This is a genomic window from Streptomyces sp. NRRL F-5135 (assembly GCF_000719775.1).
Taxonomy (GTDB): Bacteria; Actinomycetota; Actinomycetes; order Streptomycetales; family Streptomycetaceae; genus Streptomyces; species Streptomyces hebeiensis.
In genome coordinates, this window is the sequence record NZ_JOHR01000007.1 from 463,647 (window position 1) to 478,850 (window position 15,204).

Consider the following 15,204-nt stretch of genomic DNA (forward strand, 5'->3'; position numbering starts at 1 on the left):
GCTTTCCCCACGCCGCGCCGCCCCACCCTCCGAAAACGCCATACCTGGGCATAGAGCCTCGCACTGCCCTGTTCAGAAGACTCAGGCAACCCCCTCTTCGCCTGAGTGTCATCCCTGTTTTGTCTCAATGACCGCGCCCTCCCCACGCCCGAACCCGCCAGGACACAGGCGACGCCCGGGGCGTCAAAGACGTGGGTGGCACAGGAGACACGGGTGATACGGGCAATACGGGTGGCGCAGGCGGCTCGTGAGACGCCTGCAACGCGGGGCCGACAGGCGTACGGAGCATATCCGGGGGACCGTGCCACGCCGAAACGCGAACGGTCGGCTGACCCGGCGCGCACGCGGACGGAGGCGGCGGGCCGTCCCTTGCCCGCCGCCTCCGAGTTCATGCTGTGCCCGACCCCGGGCCGGTCCACGGATCCACGGACCGGACGGATCCGCGGCTCGGACGGATCCGTGTGGATCGGACGGATCAGACCCGCAGCAGCCGTTCGGTCACCTCGCGGTAGCTCTGGAGCGCGACGCGCAGCCGCTCGGTGTCGGCCGGGGCGGCCCCGTCACCGCCGTTGTCCCAGCCTGCCCGAAGCGTACGGGGGCGCTCCGCAAGCGCGTGTGTCAGTCGCTCGGTGGCCTCCTCCAGTACGCCGGCCGCCTCTTCGACGGAGCGCCGGGGGCCGTCCACGAAGTGGTGGAGTGCCTTCTGGAGGCGCAGAGCCAGTTGGTCGCTCTCGCCCTCGGGGAGGAGACGCGGTTCCGAGCCACGAGCGGTATCGGTACGGGCACCCGTACCGATACCGGCACCCGTACCGGCACCGGCACCGGCACCGGCACCGGCACCGATCGAAGCACCCATCGGTGTGCCGGGCATGACGTCTGCACCGCCGGTACGGGCATCGGCGACACGGGGCTCTCGGGGCTCTCCGTGCTCGCGGGTGTCGTGGACCTCTCGTAGCTCCCGCACCTCGGGCGTCACGGCGTTCTTGACACTCGTCGGCTCCCTGGTACCGGCCGTGTTCCTCGCACGCGTCGCGTGCAGGTCGTGCGCCGTGTCCGCCATGTCCGCCGCGCTCGCCTTCTCCAGGTTCTTCGGGTCGTCCGGATTCTTCGAGTCGTACGCCATCACGCACCACTCCCCTTGGGCCGTAGTGAAAAGTTCCGGTTCCGGCCGGCATCGCCGCGTCCGGGGCGGCCGCCGCCCCACTCCGGCCGGGTGGTGATCAGTTCCTCGAAGAGCTCACGCGCGCCGACCATCACCTCACGGAGCTCCTCCGTGCTCACGCCGGTCCCGCCAGGCGCACCCCTGTCCTCAGGCGTGCTCGGGCTCGTGCTCAGAGCGGTCGCGTGCTGATGCACGCGCCGGTAGCCCTCCACCTGGCGCGCGTGATGGACGGAGAGGGCGTCGAACTGGTCGTCGAGTCGCGAACCGGCCGGGTAACCACGGTCCTCCGCCAGCCGCGCCAGCAGCCGGTCGGCCTCGACCACGGCCTGGCCCGGGGAGTCGACGAAGCCTTCCTGGAGCCCGGCCCACCGGGCGACGTACTGTTCCCGCCGTTCGGCGGAGAGCGGATTCGGCCGCAGCCCGCCGTGGCGTTGGAGGCGTTCGCCCAGCTCGCGCTCGGCGGCCTTGGTGTCACCACCGTGCCGGGCGGCGACTCGGTCGTACTCGGGTCCGAACCGGCGTTTCAGCCCGCTCCGCCCGGTTCCCCGGCCCGGCCCCGCGTACAGGAACACGGCCGCGATGATCACGAAGACCGCGATCAAGGCGACGACGATCAGAAGTGTGGACATGGCTGCCTTCCTGAGTTCATCGGCTCGGCCGGCCCCACCGGTCCGGCGCCTCGAACGGATCGGCCGGGCCGGGTGTGTGCCGACGCCGGCCAGGCCCGCGCGCAACGATCGTTCCTAAGAGTCGAGTTGCCCCTTATTCGGTGGCCAAACGGCTCACCGCCCGGTAGAGAACCGCCCATGAGCCGACAGACCTGGTCCGTGGGGCCCGAGCACTTCGCGACCGCCGACGCCGCCCGGCTGCGCCTCGCGTACTACGCGGAAGTCGCCGGGCGCTACTGGGGCCGCCCCGCGACCGAGGCGGAGATCGCACACGGGCTCGCCGAGGACCCGCCCGACGCGCTCACGCCGCCCACCGGGGAGTTCGTCGTCGGGCGGTACGGCGGCGAGGCCGCGTGCTGCGGCGGGCTACGGCTCCTGGACGCGGGTACGGCCGAGCTGACCCGGGTGTACGTGAGCCCCGCCGCGCGCGGCACCGGGGGCGGCGGCGCCCTGCTGGCCGCGCTGGCCGAGGCCGCGCGGCGGCTCGGCGCGCACCGGCTGGTCCTGGACACGCGGCTCGACCTCGTGGAGGCGCGCGGGCTCTACCTCAAACACGGTTTCCGGGAGATCCCGGCGTACGGCGAGCCCGGCCCGTACAGCCAGATCTGGTACGGAAAGGAGCTGGACGCGCCCGCGCCCGCGCCGGCGCCGGCGCCGGGGGCCGCGCGGCCCACCCGGCCCGCGCCCGCGTCCGCGCCCCACCCGCGCGACGGCCAGTAGCGTGCGCCCGGGGCAGGTCCCACCGTGCGGGCCGTACCGTGCGGGCCGCGCACCCGCGCACCGTGCCGGGCGAGCGTTCCACGCGTAGTACCGGGCCGGGCCGGAGTGCCGGCCGGGGTCTTCAGGCCAGGTGGTCCCTGGGCGGCGGCGGGGTGTACGGCCGCTCCCCGTCCGAACCGCACAGCTCGGCGCTCAGCCGCTCCACCAGCTGTACGAGATCGGTCGGCCGGTCGGGGCCCCACCAGTCCCCCAGCAGTTCCGACAGCGATTCCTCCCGCGCCGCGGCCAGCGCCTGTGCGACCAGCGCGCCCCGCTCCGTGAGCACCAGGTCGAGCCCCTGCCGGCGGGCCAGCCCGCGCTCCTCCACCTGCCGGGAGGCATCGGTGACCGACCTGACCGGGACCGACAGGGTCTCCGCGAGCGCGGCGGGCCGCACGGAACCGTGCCGGCGGATGCGCAGCAGGAGCCAGCCGGCCGCGGGGAGCAGGTCGTAGCCCGCCCTCGCGATGAGGGTCTCGTAGATCCGGCGGCGTCCCTCGCGCGTACCGAGCACCGAGAGGGCGCGCGCCACCTCGTCGCAGGAGGAGCGCTCGACCGGATTGGCGGCCAGGGTCTCGCTTATCTCCGGCGCGGTGACCGAGCGGCGCAGCCGGTCCTCCTTGAGGAACCACGTGACGGCGAACGCGACCAGCACCACCGGGACGGCGTACAGGAAGACATGGGTGATGGAGGTCGCGTACGCGTCGAGCACGGCGGGGCGCAGCGCGGCCGGCAGCCGCCCGATCGCCCGGGGATCGGCGGCGAGCGAGCCGGGACCCACCCCCGGCGGCAGCGGCTCGCCCGCCAGGGCGTCGGTCAGCCGACGGGTGAGCAGGCCGGTGAAGAGGGCTCCGAAGACGGCGACGCCGAAGGACGCGCCGATCGAGCGGAAGAAGGTGACGCCCGAGGTGGCCACGCCCAGGTCGGAGTAGCCGACGGCGTTCTGGACGACCAGTACGAGCACCTGCATGACCAGCCCGAGCCCGGCACCGAAGACGAAGAGGTAACCGCTCGTCTCCCAGGTCCCGCTGGTCACGGTGAGCTGGTGGAGGAGGAGCAGCCCCACGGCGGTGACGCCCGTGCCGAGGACAGGGAACGCCTTCCAGCGGCCCGTACGGCTGATGATCTGACCGGACAGGGTGGACGTGATCAGCAGGCCGATCACCATGGGCAGCATCCGCACGCCGGACGCGGTCGGGGTCACGCCCTGCGCGACCTGGAGGAACGTGGGCAGGTAGGTCATGGCTCCGAACATCGCGAAACCGACGACGAAGCTGATGACGGCGACGAGCGCGAAGGTCCTGATCCGGAAGAGCCGCAGGGGCAGTACGGGCTCGGCCGCACGCCGCTCGGCCCGTACGAGGAGGACGAGCAGGACGGCCGCGAGCAGCGCCAGGCCGATGATCTCGCCCGAGCCCCAGGCCCAGGTCGTCCCGCCGAGCGAGGCGATCAACACCAGGCAGGTGGCGAGGGACGCGATCAGGAAGGTGCCCAGGTAGTCGATGGTGTGGCGGGCCGTGGACGCGGGGAGGCGCAGGGCGGACGCGATGACGAGCAGGGCGACGACGCCGAGCGGCAGGTTGACATAGAAGACCCAGCGCCAGCTGAGGTGCTGGGTGAAGAAGCCGCCGAGCAGCGGTCCGAGCACGCTGGTGGCGCCGAAGACGGCCCCGAACAACCCCTGGTACTTGCCGCGTTCGCGCGGCGGCACGAGGTCGCCGACGATCGCCATCGACAGCACGATGAGCCCGCCGCCGCCCAGGCCCTGGAGCGCGCGGAAGGCGATGAGTTCGGGCATGCTCCGGGCGAGACCGCAGAGCGCGGAGCCGACGAGGAAGATGACGACGGCCGTCTGGAACAGCCTCTTGCGCCCGTACTGGTCGCCCAGCTTTCCCCAGAGCGGCGTGGCGGCGGTCGAGGCCAGCAGATAGGCGGTGACCACCCAGGACAGGTGCTTGAGGCCGCCGAGGTCGCTGACGATGGTGGGCAGGGCGGTGGAGACGATCGTCTGATCGAGCGCGGCCAGCAGCAGTCCCATGAGCAGGGCACCGACAGCGGCCAGGACGGTACGGGGAGGACGGCCCTCACCGGGTGCCGGGCTCACCGCCGGGACACTCACGTCCTGAGCCATGGGACCTCACTTCGACGATGTGCCGACGTGCTGGGGTGCGGCCGCACGGGACGGACGGGGCGCCCCGGGCAGCCCTTGCGGCGGCACTGACTGCTCTCCATCCTGGCCGCTTCGTCCCGTTATGGCCTGTCGAGCGGGCCGCCGGGAGCGAGGTGGGGGTGGCTCCGCGGGAAGCCGTTTGTATAATGACGAAACAAAGTGGTTCCGTCCGTCCCACCCTGACCGACGGGCGGAGCCACTTGACCTCCGCCGCACCCGTCCCGCCGCCAGCCACCCGCAGCCCGCTGTCCGCTGTCCGCTGTCCGCCGACACCTTCCGTCCGCGCCTCCCGCCCGCTTCCGCGCCTCCTGGAGAATCAGCCGATGTCGGCCACCGCTTCCTCCGCGACGTCCGCCCTGACCACGCGGGGCTTCCTGCTCGACATGGACGGCACGCTCGTCAATTCCGACGCCTCGGTGGAGCGCAACTGGCGTGTCTGGGCGATCGAGCACGGGCTGGATCCGGAGGAGGTCCTCAAGGTCGCGCACGGCCGGCAGGCGCACGCCACCATGGCCCTGCTGCTGCCGGACCGCCCGATGGAGCTCAACCACGCCGACAACCGCGTGATGCTGGCGAACGAGACGGCGGACACGGAAGGCGTGGTCCCGATCCCCGGCGCACGGGACTTCCTCACGGCGCTCGCCACGCTCCCGCACGCCCTCGTCACCTCGGCGGACGCGGCCCTGACGGACTCCCGGATGGCGGCCGCGGGACTGGCCGTACCGAAGATCCGGGTCACGGCCGAGAGGGTGACGACGAGCAAGCCCGATCCCGAGGGCTTCCTGCTGGGCGCGGCGGAACTGGGCCTCGCCCCGGAGAACTGCGTCGTCCTGGAGGACTCCGAGGCGGGCATCGCGGCGGGCCGGGCGGCGGGCATGCGTGTGGTGGGCGTCGGCCCGCGCGCGGCGGCCCTGTCCCCGGACGCGCATGTCGCGGACCTGACGCGGCTGCGGGTGGAGGCCCTGCCGACGGGCGAGATCCTGCTGCACGTGGGCGCGCACGACTGAGCCGTACGTAGCATGAGCGCGCGGCCGAGCCGCACGTACGTACGTCGGCGCACTCTGCCGCGCCCCGCGCCCCGCCCCGAGCGTCACATGTCGCGGTGGATCCGTCCCCGCGCCACCAGCTCCAGGACCACGCTCACCGCCACCGCCTGCACCGCTATCAACGCCACCAGCACGAACAGCTGCACCGCCCCCGCCAGCACCGGCGAGGCCCCGCCCAGCAGCATGCCCACGAACGCGCCCGGCAGCGTGACCAGCCCGACCGTCCTCGTCTGGTCCAGACCCGGCAGCAGCGCGTCGGACGCCGCCGGTCTGGCCACCTCCATCCGCGCGTCCCGGTCGAGCATCCCCAGCGCGAGCCCGGCCTCCACCTCGCCCCGCCGCGCGTGCAGTTCGTCCAGCGCCCGCCGGCCGCCCAGCACCGTCGCGGTGAGCGCGCCGCCGATGAGGATGCCGGTGACGGGGATCAGCGCGATGCCCTTCGCGGGGACGGCACCGACGAGCAGGAGCACCGCCATCACCGGCCCCACCCCCGCGCCGATGGGCACGGCGGCCCACCACCACGTGCGGTTCGGGGTGACCCGGCGCCCGGCGGTACGGACGGCCACGGCGTACATCAGGGCCACGAACCCGATCGTCGGCGGTACACCGCCGACCACCCAGCCGATCAGGAACGAGACCGCGCCGAGCTGAAGCGCCGCGCGCACCCCGGCGACGGCGATCTCGCGGGCCCGGCCGAGGCGGGCGAGCGCCGCCACGGCCACGGCCGCGATCAGCAGCAGGCCGAGGACGACCCCGAACGTGACATCGACCCGCAGCAGCACGCGCCCACCCTATGCCGCTCCCGCGCCGCACCCGCGCGCCGTCCGGCGAGGACCGCCCGACACCGGCGCCGTCCCACACGCCACCCCACACGCCACCCGGTACACCGCCCCCGCCCCGGCCGCCTCGCACGGCGCCCCGCCCGCGCCCCGTCGGCGCGCCCCCGCGCATCCATCGGGCGACGGCGCCGGCCGGCCCTCCGGCCCGCTCCGCCCACACCGCCTCCCACCTCGTCAATTCTGCGCCGATAGGCACCCAATTGCCGCCCCACCGAACCGACATCGCCCCACACGCCCCCTTGATGTGACGTGAACATGTCGCCACTCTGTTACCTGACGCACCCCCCACGGAAACCAAGCGCCACCACGCTGGCGCCCGGGCCGGTCGAGCCTCGCACCGGAACCGCACGCCGCATCACGTCCCCTCACCCTCAAGGGAGTTCGCATGTCAGGTGTCTACGCGCGTCGCATGCCGCGCATCGCCGTTCTCGCCGCGTCCGCCGCGCTCGCCTCCGCCACCACCCTGCTCTCCGCCCCGACCGCGCAGGCCGCCATGCCCACGCCGGTCAGCGCCGCCACCGCCCGGACCTACCTGAGCCAGCTCACGGTGCAGGCGGAAGGTTCCTCCAGCGGTTACAGCCGGGACAAGTTCCCGCACTGGATCACCCAGTCCGGCGCCTGCAACACCCGTGAGGTCGTGCTCAAGCGCGACGGTTCGAACGTCCAGCAGGACTCCAGCTGCGCCGCCGTCAGCGGCAGCTGGTACTCGGAGTACGACGGCGCCACCTGGAGTGCCGCCTCCGACGTGGACATCGACCACATGGTGCCGCTCTCCGAGGCGTGGAAGTCGGGCGCGAGCGGCTGGACCACCGCGCAGCGGCAGTCCTTCGCGAACGACCTGACCCGCCCCCAGCTCATCGCGGTCACGGACAACGTGAACCAGTCCAAGAGCGACCAGGACCCGTCGACGTGGCTGCCGCCGCGCACCTCGTACCGCTGCACGTACGTCCGCGCGTGGGTGCAGGTGAAGTACTACTACAAGCTGACCGTCGACTCGGCCGAGAAGAGCGCGATCAGCGGTGTCCTGAACGGCTGCTGATCAACGCACTCGCCACGGCCCGCCGGTAACCGGCAGGTCTCCCTCCCGGACTCCTCCGTCGTTCCGTACCGTACGGGGCGATGGAGGAGGCACATATGACCGGGCTGCGTCTGGGGCCACTGCTGCGACACGTCGACTGGGAGGGCAACGGCACGGCGACCGTCTGGGTCGAGGCCGACCGCCCCGCCACGGCCGAGGTCCGCTGCGCGGACGGCGCGTACGGCTCGTCCCGTACGTTCCGGATCGCCGGACACCACTACGCGCTGATCCCCGTGTCCGGCCTGACGCCCGGCACCACGACGCCGTACGAGGTGGTGCTCGACGGCCGCCGGGTGTGGCCGCCCGAGGACTCGCCGTTCCCGCCCAGCACGATCCGCTCCCCCGCCGCTCCCGCCCCCGGGACGCCCGGCCCCGGAGTCCGCGTCGCCTTCGGCTCCTGCCGTTGGGCGGCCCCGGCCCACGGGGAGCCGGACCCGATCGGCCCCGACGCCCTGGAGGCGCTCGCCACCCGCATCGCCGCCCGCGCCGCCACCACCGGCCGCGCCGCCACCGCCGGCCCCGAGGAGACGGACTCCGCGCGGCCCGATGTCCTGCTCCTCCTCGGCGACCAGGTGTACGCGGACGAGACGTCCGAGCCGACCGGACAGCGGCTCGCGCTGCGCCGCGACCTGAGCGCGCCGCCGGGCGCCGAGGTCGCGGACTACGAGGAGTACACGTACCTGTACGACGAATCGTGGGGTGCCCCGGCCGTTCGCTGGCTCCTCTCCACCGTCCCGAGCTGCATGATCTTCGACGACCACGACCTGATCGACGACTGGAACACCAGCGCCTCCTGGCTCGCCGACATGCGGGCCACGCCCTGGTGGCGCGAGCGGGTGCTCAGCGGACTGATGTCGTACTGGGTCTACCAGCACCTCGGCAACATCTCCCCCGCCGAACTGGCGGCGGACGAGCTGTACGCGGCCGTGCGCGCCGAGCCCGACGGCACCGGTCCGCTCCGCCGGTACGCCGACCTGGCGGAGCGCGACCCGGCGGCCGTGCGCTGGAGCTACCGGCGCGACTTCGGCCGCACCCGGCTGCTGATGGTCGACTCGCGCGCCGCCCGCGTCCTGGACGAGGGTGAGCGGGCGATGCTGGCCAAGGGCGAGGCCCAGTGGGTGAGGGACCAGGCACTCGCGGGCCGCGCGAGTGCCTCTCGGCCCCCGGTTCCCCGGCCCCCGCAGGACCCTCGCCCCTCTCAGGATCCTCCCTCCTCGCAGGACCCTCGGTTGCCGCACGTCTCCTGGTCCCCGGAGGCCCCGGATGTGTCGCGCCCCGGGCCGTACGACCCCGATGGCCCACGGCCGTACGACCCCGATGACCGCGGACCGGGCGCATACGACCACCGCGCCCCGTACGACCATCTCCTCATAGGCAGCTCCCTCCCCTGGCTGCTCCCGCCCCTCATCCATGACGGCGAGGCCTGGAACTCCGCCCTCTGCCGCGGCGAACGCGGCCCCCGCTGGGCGCGGTTCGGTGAGCGGCTGCGCAGGGCGGCCGACCTGGAGCACTGGGCCGCCTTCCCCCGCTCCTTCGAAGAGCTGACGGCGCTGATCGCCGAGGCGGGCAGTGGCCCCGACGCCCCGGCGACGGTGTGCGTGCTCTCCGGAGACGTCCACCACGCGTACGCCGCCGAGCCCCGCTGGACCGCGGGCGACGGCCCGGACGCGCACGTCGTCCAGCTGACCTGCTCCCCCGTGCACAACTCCGTCCCCGCGTACTTGAAGCTCGGCTTCCGGTTCGGCTGGAGCCGGCTCGGGCGGCGCACGGGCCGGCTCCTGACGCGGCACGGACGCGTCATCGCACCCCCCATCAGCTGGCGCAAAACGGGCGGGCCATGGTTCGCCAATCAGCTGATGACCCTCACCACGAACGGCCGTTCGGCCGTCCTCCGGCTCGATCACGCCCGAGCCGAGGACGGCGGCGCGACGCTGGTGACGGTGGACGAAAGGGTGCTGTCCACGGACGAAAAGGACTCGGCCATGGGCCGAGGAGCCCCGGCCGCGGACGGAAACAGGTCGGGGCCCGGGCCGAACACCCCTTGAATTCGGACGAGTCCCCTCCCTGCCCGATGCCAGGGAGGCGTGATCCTTGCCACACGAGGTGATCCTTCACCCACGGGTTCGAACTCCCGGCCATGCAACGGCATGATGATCGGACCATCCACTTCCAGCAACCCCACATGCCCCGGGAGTCACAGCTTTGTCCGATGTACGGCCTCACCTGTCCCGCTCCCTCGCCGTCGTCGGAGCCGGTCCCCGTGGCACCTCCGTCCTGGAAAGACTCTGCGCGTCCGCGCCCGAACTGGTCCCGGACACCGCCCTGACCATCCATGTCGTCGACCCCGCCGCTCCCGGCGCGGGCCAGGTCTGGCGCACCGACCAGTCCGGCGAACTGCTGATGAACACCGTGGCGTCCCAGGTGACGGTGTTCACCGACGAGAGCGTCGTGTGCGACGGCCCGATACGCCCGGGCCCGAGCCTGTACGAGTGGGCCGCCTCCCGGCCCGCGGAACGGCTCGGGCCGGACGACTACCCGACCCGCGCCGCCTACGGGCGCTACCTGGAGTGGGTCTTCCGCCGTACGGTGGCGAACGCTCCGGAGCAGGTCACCGTGCGGGTCCACCGGGCGCGTGCCGTCCGGCTGGACGACGACGTGCCCCCGGGCGGCGGCCTCGCGGACGCCGCGCCGGCCCACACCCCCGACTCGGCCCTCGGTGACCGCGTTCCCCCCACCCAGACGCTCACCCTGGACAACGGCACCACCCTGACCGGCCTCTGCGGCGTGGTGCTCGCCCAGGGGCATCTGCCGGTGATTTCCGGTCAGACCGAGGCGGCGTTCTCGGAGTACGCGGTGCGTCACCGGCTGCGCTACCTGCCGCCCGCCAACCCGGCGGATGTCGATCTCTCGGACGTCGCTCCGGGCGAACCGGTGCTGCTGCGCGGCCTCGGGCTCAACTTCTTCGACCACATGGCACTGCTGACGGCCGGACGCGGCGGGATTTTCAGCCGCGACGCCGAGGGTGTCCTCGTATACCACCCGTCGGGGCGCGAGCCGCAGCTGTACGCGGGGTCGCGGCGCGGGGCCCCGTACCAGGCGCGCGGGGACAACGCGAAGGGTTCCTCCGGCAGGCACCTGCCGCTGGTGCTGACGCCGGATGTGATCGCGGTGTTCCGCAAGCGCGCGGACGAGGGCGACCCGCCGGACTTCCGCCGCGAGATATGGCCGCTGGTCGCCAAGGAGGTGGAGGCGGTCTTCTACGGGGCGGTCTGGGCGGCGAACGGCCGTCCGGCGAGCGCGTGGGAACGGGTGCTCGACCGCTTCCTCGCCGCGCCCCACGGCAGCGCCCAGGAGGCCGCGGTCCTGGACGAGGCGGGTTTCGCCCGGACGGAGCGCTGGTCCTGGGACGCGGTCTCACGTCCGTACGCGGGGGCGAGCTTCCGCGACCCGGCGGACCATCGCGCCTGGCTGCTGGCCCGGCTGCGCGACGACGCCGCGCAGGCCGCGCTGGGCAACGTGGCGGGTCCGCTGAAGGCGGCGCAGGACGTGCTGCGCGACCTGCGCAACGAGGTACGGCTGATCGTGGACCACCGGGGCCTGTCCGGGACCTCCCGGCGCGACCACCTGGACCGCTGGTACACCCCGCTGAACGCCTTCCTGTCCATCGGCCCGCCGCGCCGTCGCATCGAGGAGATGGCCGCGCTGGTCGAGGCGGGAGTGCTGGACGTGATCGGACCCCGTACCGCCGTACGGATGGCTGACGGAGTGTTCACCGCCGAGTCCCCCGACGTGCCCGGTTCACTCGTCCACGCGAGGACGCTCGTGGAGGCCCGGCTGCCCGAACCGGACCTCCGGCGCAGTTGCGATCCATTGCTTTCGCGACTGCTGAAGACCGGGCAGTGCCGGCCGCACCTGGTCGGCGGTTACGAGACAGGTGGGCTGGATGTAACCCCTCGGCCATATCACGTGATAGACCGCCAGGGCAGGCCGCATGCCCGACGGTTCGCGGTGGGCGTGCCGACCGAAGGAGTGCACTGGGTGACCGCCGCCGGTGCCAGGCCCGGCGTCGACTCGGTACTCCTCTCGGATTCGGACGTGGTGGCACGTGCCCTCCTGCGAACTCCGCCCCCCGGAGGGACGGAAGACTCGGCGCGAATTGGCCCAAGGCAGAATGTTGAACTTGCAAGCATCGATTAGGCCAGCCTAACGTGCAGGGGAACGTCCTCATCGGTCCGGACCATTGATCGAAGGAGAACAACCCCCCATGTTCACCCTGTACACCCGCCTCAATCACGCCAGGCCCTATGCGCTGGGCCTGTTCCGCATCGTCGTCGGGCTGCTCTTCACCTGCCACGGGCTGGGCTCGCTCTTCGGCGCCTTCGGCAAGGAGAGCGTCCCCGTCGGGACCTGGCCCGGCTGGTTCGCGGCCGTCATCGAACTCATCGGCGGAATCCTGGTCCTGCTGGGCCTCGGTACCCGGATCGCCGCGTTCGTGTCATCCGGTGCCATGGCCTACGCGTACTTCGTCGTGCACCAGTCCGACGGCCTGTTCCCCATCGAGAACAACGGCGAGCTCGCCGTCGTGTTCTGCTGGTCGTTCCTGCTGATCGTCTTCACCGGGCCGGGCGCGTTCGCCCTGGACGCGCTGTACGGTCCCCGTGACGGCGTCGAGAACAAGAAGGACGAGCACCGCACGACCGTCGCCGCCTGAGCCGACGCCGTAGCCGGTACCCGGACCGTGGCGGGGTCCGGGCACCGGCTTTTCCGCGCCCCGTGCCGCCCTCGCGTACCGCACAGGCGTACGCTGTACGTCGATGGCCGCCCAGCCGCTCGCGCGACGTCCCGGCGCTGTCACGGGACCGGGCAGGGCGTGGGCGGGGAGTCGGAGAAGTGCTGGAAAGCTTGGGGGCGCTGACCGGCAGCCCATGGATCTACGCCGTCGTGGCCGTCTCCGTACTGCTGGACGTGTTCCTGCCCGTACTGCCGAGCGGCGTACTGGTGATCACCACGGCCACGGCGGCGGCCGCCGGGTCGACCACGGCCGCGGGTGTGGCGGCCGTGGGCGCCGCGGGCAGGGTGGCGCAGCAGGTACCGCGCGAGGTGCCCTCCCTGCTCCTGCTGATGCTGTGCGCGGTCGTCGCGTCCGTACTGGGTGACCTCCTGGCCTTCCGGCTGGCCCGGCGCGACGGCAGCCGGATCACCCGGGCGATCGCCCGCTCGCGACGGCTGACCACGGCCCAGCAACGGCTCGGGAACGCTCTCGGCGGGGGCGGCGGGCTCCTGGTCGTGATCGCCCGTTTCGCGCCCGCCGGCCGCTCGGTGGTCTCCCTGGGCGCGGGCGCGGCCCACCGCGAGGTGAAGGAGTTTCTGCCCTGGTCGGCACTGGCGGGCGTGGCGTGGACGGGCTACAGCGCGGGCCTCGGCTACTTCGGCGCCCGGTGGCTGGGGGCGGGCTGGATCGGTGCGCTGGTGTCCGTACTGGCACTGTTCCTGGCGGGCTCGCTGGCGGCGTACGTGATACGGCGCCCGCCGTCGGCGGGCGCGGCGGGCGCGACGGCGTAGCGACCGGGGCCCGGCCCGGCCCTTGACGGGCTCAGCCGGACGCCCCCGACGACGCCGTACGAGCCGGACCGCCCCGCACCTCCAGGTCCTCCAGGAGACGCGCGGTCGACCGGGCGATCTCGTCGACGGCCCGCTCGAACACCTCACGGTTGTGCGCGGCGGGCTGCCGGAAACCGGAAACCTTGCGCACGTACTGGAGCGCGGCGGCCCGGATGTCGTCCTCGGTCGCCTCCTCGGGGAGCACGGGCGGGCGGAGGGTCTTGATGCTGCGGCACATGCCTCCAGTGTCGCCGACGCGCCCGCCTCTCCGCCGCGCTATGCGTCGAAGCCGTATTCGAGCACGTACGCCGCCGAGTCGAGCGTCATCTCGTTGACCTCCACCGCGCGACCGTCGGCGGTGAACGCCGTACGGCAGATGAGCATGACGGGCGTGCCCGGGGAAAGCCCGAGCCGGCTCGTCTCGTCCGGGGAGGGCATTCGTGACCGGACTTCCTCTCGGAACCGCACCGGAGCGAGTCCGAGCTCCCCGAGCCGCGCGTACATCCCACCGGGCCCGGTGTCCTGCTCGGTGATCGCCGACCCGGCGACGAGGGCCGCCGGCAGGTAGCTCGCGGCCAGCAGAACCGGCTTCCCGTCCAGAACGAACCGTCGCCGCCTCACGCACACGGCATCACCGGACCCGATACCGAGTACGTGCGCGATCCGCTCCGGGGCGGGCTTCTCCGTCACCCCGACCTGATCGACCACGAGTGTGCGGTCTTCGGTATCGGCCGACCAGATCGAGCGCCCCGCACCCCACTGCTCGCGCGACAGCCGCTCGATGCCGCGCCGCCTCAGCGGCCGGAAGGCGCGCACGAACACACCCGCGCCTTTGCGGGACTCGGCGATCCCCTCGTTCTGCAGGACTCCCAGCGCCTGCCGCGCGGTCATCCGAGCCACGCCATGAGCGGCCATGAGCTCGTTCTCCCCGGGAAGCCGATCGCCAGAACCGTACTCACCCGCCTGGATCGCGTCCCGGATCGTGTCAGCGATGCGTTGGTACTTGGGCCGGCGGTCTCCGCCTTCGGTCGCCATACGTGAACCTCTCCCCTCTTCTCTAGACAGCCTAGGCCACGCCGCGCCGGCGCACCTTCGACACACCTCCGGAGCATCTCTAGACAGATATCTAGACATCTCTAGAGATGAATGGCTTCACTGGGCGATACCTGGAAAGTCGTCACCGACCAGAGGGAGTCGCCATGCGGTCCTCCGAGGCCAACGTCCCCACCATTGCCCCATCCAGGCCGGCAGCCGAGGTGCCGTACATCGCCAAGTGGAGCGCCGAGCAGGCACCCCGTATGCGCGTCGTCACGAAAGGCAGAGGTATCGGCTACGCCGACGAGCGGCCGTACGGCCGCGACACGGACGGGGTGCTGTGGACCCGTGCGCCCTCGCAGCCGGGCAAAGGCCGACCGGAGTTCGGCAAGGTCCACGCGCTTCGACAACGGCGAGCCATGCTCGAACTGCTGTGCCAGGTCTGCGGCCGACCCGCCGACCGCACTGCGGACGGTGTGCTGTGGCTGGTGAGCGAGGACCTCCACGCCATGGCTCCCCCGCCCCTCGATCTCACGACGACCCATCCGCCGCTGTGCGTACCCTGCGCCTTACGGTCCGTCCGAGCCTGCCCCCATCTGCGGTCCCGGTACGTGGCCCTCCGCGCGCGGACTTTCGCGCCGGCCGGCGTGCAGGGCGCGCTCCACCGCCCGGGACACCCGTCCCCCACGGCGGTGAAGGCCACCGGGGTGGCCTTCGGTGATCCCCTCATCCACTGGGTCAGGGCGGGGCAACTCATCATGCGACTGCGTGAATTCACCGTCGTGGACCTGGCCCCCGAGGCCGCCCGAGCGGCCGCCGGCTGAGCCCGCTCCCCCGACCGGGCCG

Annotated in this window: 13 protein-coding genes and 1 pseudogene; 8 read left to right on the forward strand and 6 right to left on the reverse strand. The window is 72.5% G+C overall.

Features of this window, described 5'->3' with window-relative positions:
• Positions 1-475: 475 nt before the first annotated feature.
• Together IG02_RS41540 and IG02_RS0114560 are read right to left on the reverse strand one after the other, a co-directional pair.
• Positions 476-1,123, reverse strand: a complete 648-nt coding sequence (locus tag IG02_RS41540) for a hypothetical protein (RefSeq protein WP_051765008.1) — start codon at positions 1,121-1,123, stop codon at positions 476-478.
• Complete coding sequence (locus IG02_RS0114560) at positions 1,123-1,791, reverse strand: hypothetical protein (protein WP_030746621.1); 669 nt, start codon at positions 1,789-1,791, stop codon at positions 1,123-1,125. The genes IG02_RS41540 and IG02_RS0114560 overlap by 1 nt, the downstream gene beginning before the upstream one ends.
• A gap of 177 nt (positions 1,792-1,968) precedes the next feature.
• Here IG02_RS0114560 and IG02_RS0114565 point away from each other — a divergent pair.
• Positions 1,969-2,454: pseudogene (locus tag IG02_RS0114565) on the forward strand (GNAT family N-acetyltransferase); the annotation flags it as partial.
• Positions 2,455-2,671: 217 nt separating this feature from the next.
• On the opposite strand, the gene IG02_RS0114570 reads toward IG02_RS0114565, so the two are convergent.
• Positions 2,672-4,720 carry an MDR family MFS transporter gene (locus IG02_RS0114570; RefSeq protein WP_030746627.1) on the reverse strand — a complete coding sequence of 683 codons (2,049 nt, stop codon included), beginning with the start codon at positions 4,718-4,720 and terminating at the stop codon, positions 2,672-2,674.
• Between the two features lie 362 nt (positions 4,721-5,082).
• On the opposite strand from IG02_RS0114570, the gene IG02_RS0114575 reads away from it, so the two are divergent.
• Entirely contained in the window at positions 5,083-5,766 is a 684-nt protein-coding gene (locus IG02_RS0114575; RefSeq protein WP_030746629.1) for an HAD-IA family hydrolase, read from the forward strand.
• An 83-nt stretch (positions 5,767-5,849) separates the two neighbouring features.
• Here IG02_RS0114575 and IG02_RS0114580 read toward each other — a convergent pair whose 3' ends face one another.
• Positions 5,850-6,587, reverse strand: coding sequence for an ABC transporter permease (locus IG02_RS0114580; protein ID WP_030746631.1), 738 nt, complete (start codon positions 6,585-6,587; stop codon positions 5,850-5,852).
• Between the two features lie 442 nt (positions 6,588-7,029).
• Here IG02_RS0114580 and IG02_RS0114585 point away from each other — a divergent pair, with 442 nt between their 5' ends.
• The 5 genes from IG02_RS0114585 (at position 7,030) to IG02_RS0114605 (ending at position 13,284) form a co-directional block, all read left to right on the forward strand.
• Positions 7,030-7,683, forward strand: coding sequence for an HNH endonuclease family protein (locus tag IG02_RS0114585; protein ID WP_030746633.1), 654 nt, complete (start codon positions 7,030-7,032; stop codon positions 7,681-7,683).
• A 95-nt stretch (positions 7,684-7,778) separates the two neighbouring features.
• Positions 7,779-9,767 (forward strand): alkaline phosphatase D family protein, encoded by a 1,989-nt coding sequence (locus IG02_RS42805; protein WP_234314737.1) that lies wholly within the window; start codon positions 7,779-7,781, stop codon positions 9,765-9,767.
• 157 nt (positions 9,768-9,924) lie between these two features.
• The gene (locus IG02_RS0114595) at positions 9,925-11,919 is read left to right on the forward strand and encodes an FAD/NAD(P)-binding protein (protein WP_030746638.1); all 1,995 of its coding nucleotides are present in this window, start codon (positions 9,925-9,927) and stop codon (positions 11,917-11,919) included.
• 76 nt (positions 11,920-11,995) lie between these two features.
• Positions 11,996-12,433, forward strand: coding sequence for a DoxX family protein (locus IG02_RS0114600; protein ID WP_107055609.1), 438 nt, complete (start codon positions 11,996-11,998; stop codon positions 12,431-12,433).
• Between the two features lie 179 nt (positions 12,434-12,612).
• On the forward strand, positions 12,613-13,284 hold the full coding sequence (locus IG02_RS0114605) for a DedA family protein (protein WP_030746644.1): 672 nt from the start codon (positions 12,613-12,615) through the stop codon (positions 13,282-13,284).
• A gap of 31 nt (positions 13,285-13,315) precedes the next feature.
• Here IG02_RS0114605 and IG02_RS0114610 read toward each other — a convergent pair whose 3' ends face one another.
• Together IG02_RS0114610 and IG02_RS0114615 are read right to left on the reverse strand one after the other, a co-directional pair.
• The gene (locus IG02_RS0114610; RefSeq protein WP_030746647.1) at positions 13,316-13,561 is read right to left on the reverse strand and encodes a DUF2277 domain-containing protein; all 246 of its coding nucleotides are present in this window, start codon (positions 13,559-13,561) and stop codon (positions 13,316-13,318) included.
• 38 nt (positions 13,562-13,599) lie between these two features.
• On the reverse strand, positions 13,600-14,358 hold the full coding sequence (locus tag IG02_RS0114615) for a GntR family transcriptional regulator (protein ID WP_030746651.1): 759 nt from the start codon (positions 14,356-14,358) through the stop codon (positions 13,600-13,602).
• Between the two features lie 164 nt (positions 14,359-14,522).
• On the opposite strand from IG02_RS0114615, the gene IG02_RS0114620 reads away from it, so the two are divergent.
• On the forward strand, positions 14,523-15,182 hold the full coding sequence (locus IG02_RS0114620) for a hypothetical protein (RefSeq protein ID WP_030746653.1): 660 nt from the start codon (positions 14,523-14,525) through the stop codon (positions 15,180-15,182).
• The last annotated feature ends 22 nt before the right edge of the window (positions 15,183-15,204 follow it).

Excerpts from the sequence above, each read along its gene's own strand:
- IG02_RS41540 (WP_051765008.1), bottom strand. The coding sequence starts at position 1,123 with ATGGCGTACGACTCGAAGAATCCGGACGACCCGAAGAACCTGGAGAAG.
- IG02_RS0114560 (WP_030746621.1), bottom strand. The coding sequence starts at position 1,791 with ATGTCCACACTTCTGATCGTCGTCGCCTTGATCGCGGTCTTCGTGATC.
- IG02_RS0114570 (WP_030746627.1), bottom strand. The coding sequence starts at position 4,720 with ATGGCTCAGGACGTGAGTGTCCCGGCGGTGAGCCCGGCACCCGGTGAG.
- IG02_RS0114575 (WP_030746629.1), top strand. The coding sequence starts at position 5,083 with ATGTCGGCCACCGCTTCCTCCGCGACGTCCGCCCTGACCACGCGGGGC.
- IG02_RS0114585 (WP_030746633.1), top strand. The coding sequence starts at position 7,030 with ATGTCAGGTGTCTACGCGCGTCGCATGCCGCGCATCGCCGTTCTCGCC.
- IG02_RS42805 (WP_234314737.1), top strand. The coding sequence starts at position 7,779 with ATGACCGGGCTGCGTCTGGGGCCACTGCTGCGACACGTCGACTGGGAG.
- IG02_RS0114610 (WP_030746647.1), bottom strand. The coding sequence starts at position 13,561 with ATGTGCCGCAGCATCAAGACCCTCCGCCCGCCCGTGCTCCCCGAGGAG.
- IG02_RS0114615 (WP_030746651.1), bottom strand. The coding sequence starts at position 14,358 with ATGGCGACCGAAGGCGGAGACCGCCGGCCCAAGTACCAACGCATCGCT.
- IG02_RS0114620 (WP_030746653.1), top strand. The coding sequence starts at position 14,523 with ATGCGGTCCTCCGAGGCCAACGTCCCCACCATTGCCCCATCCAGGCCG.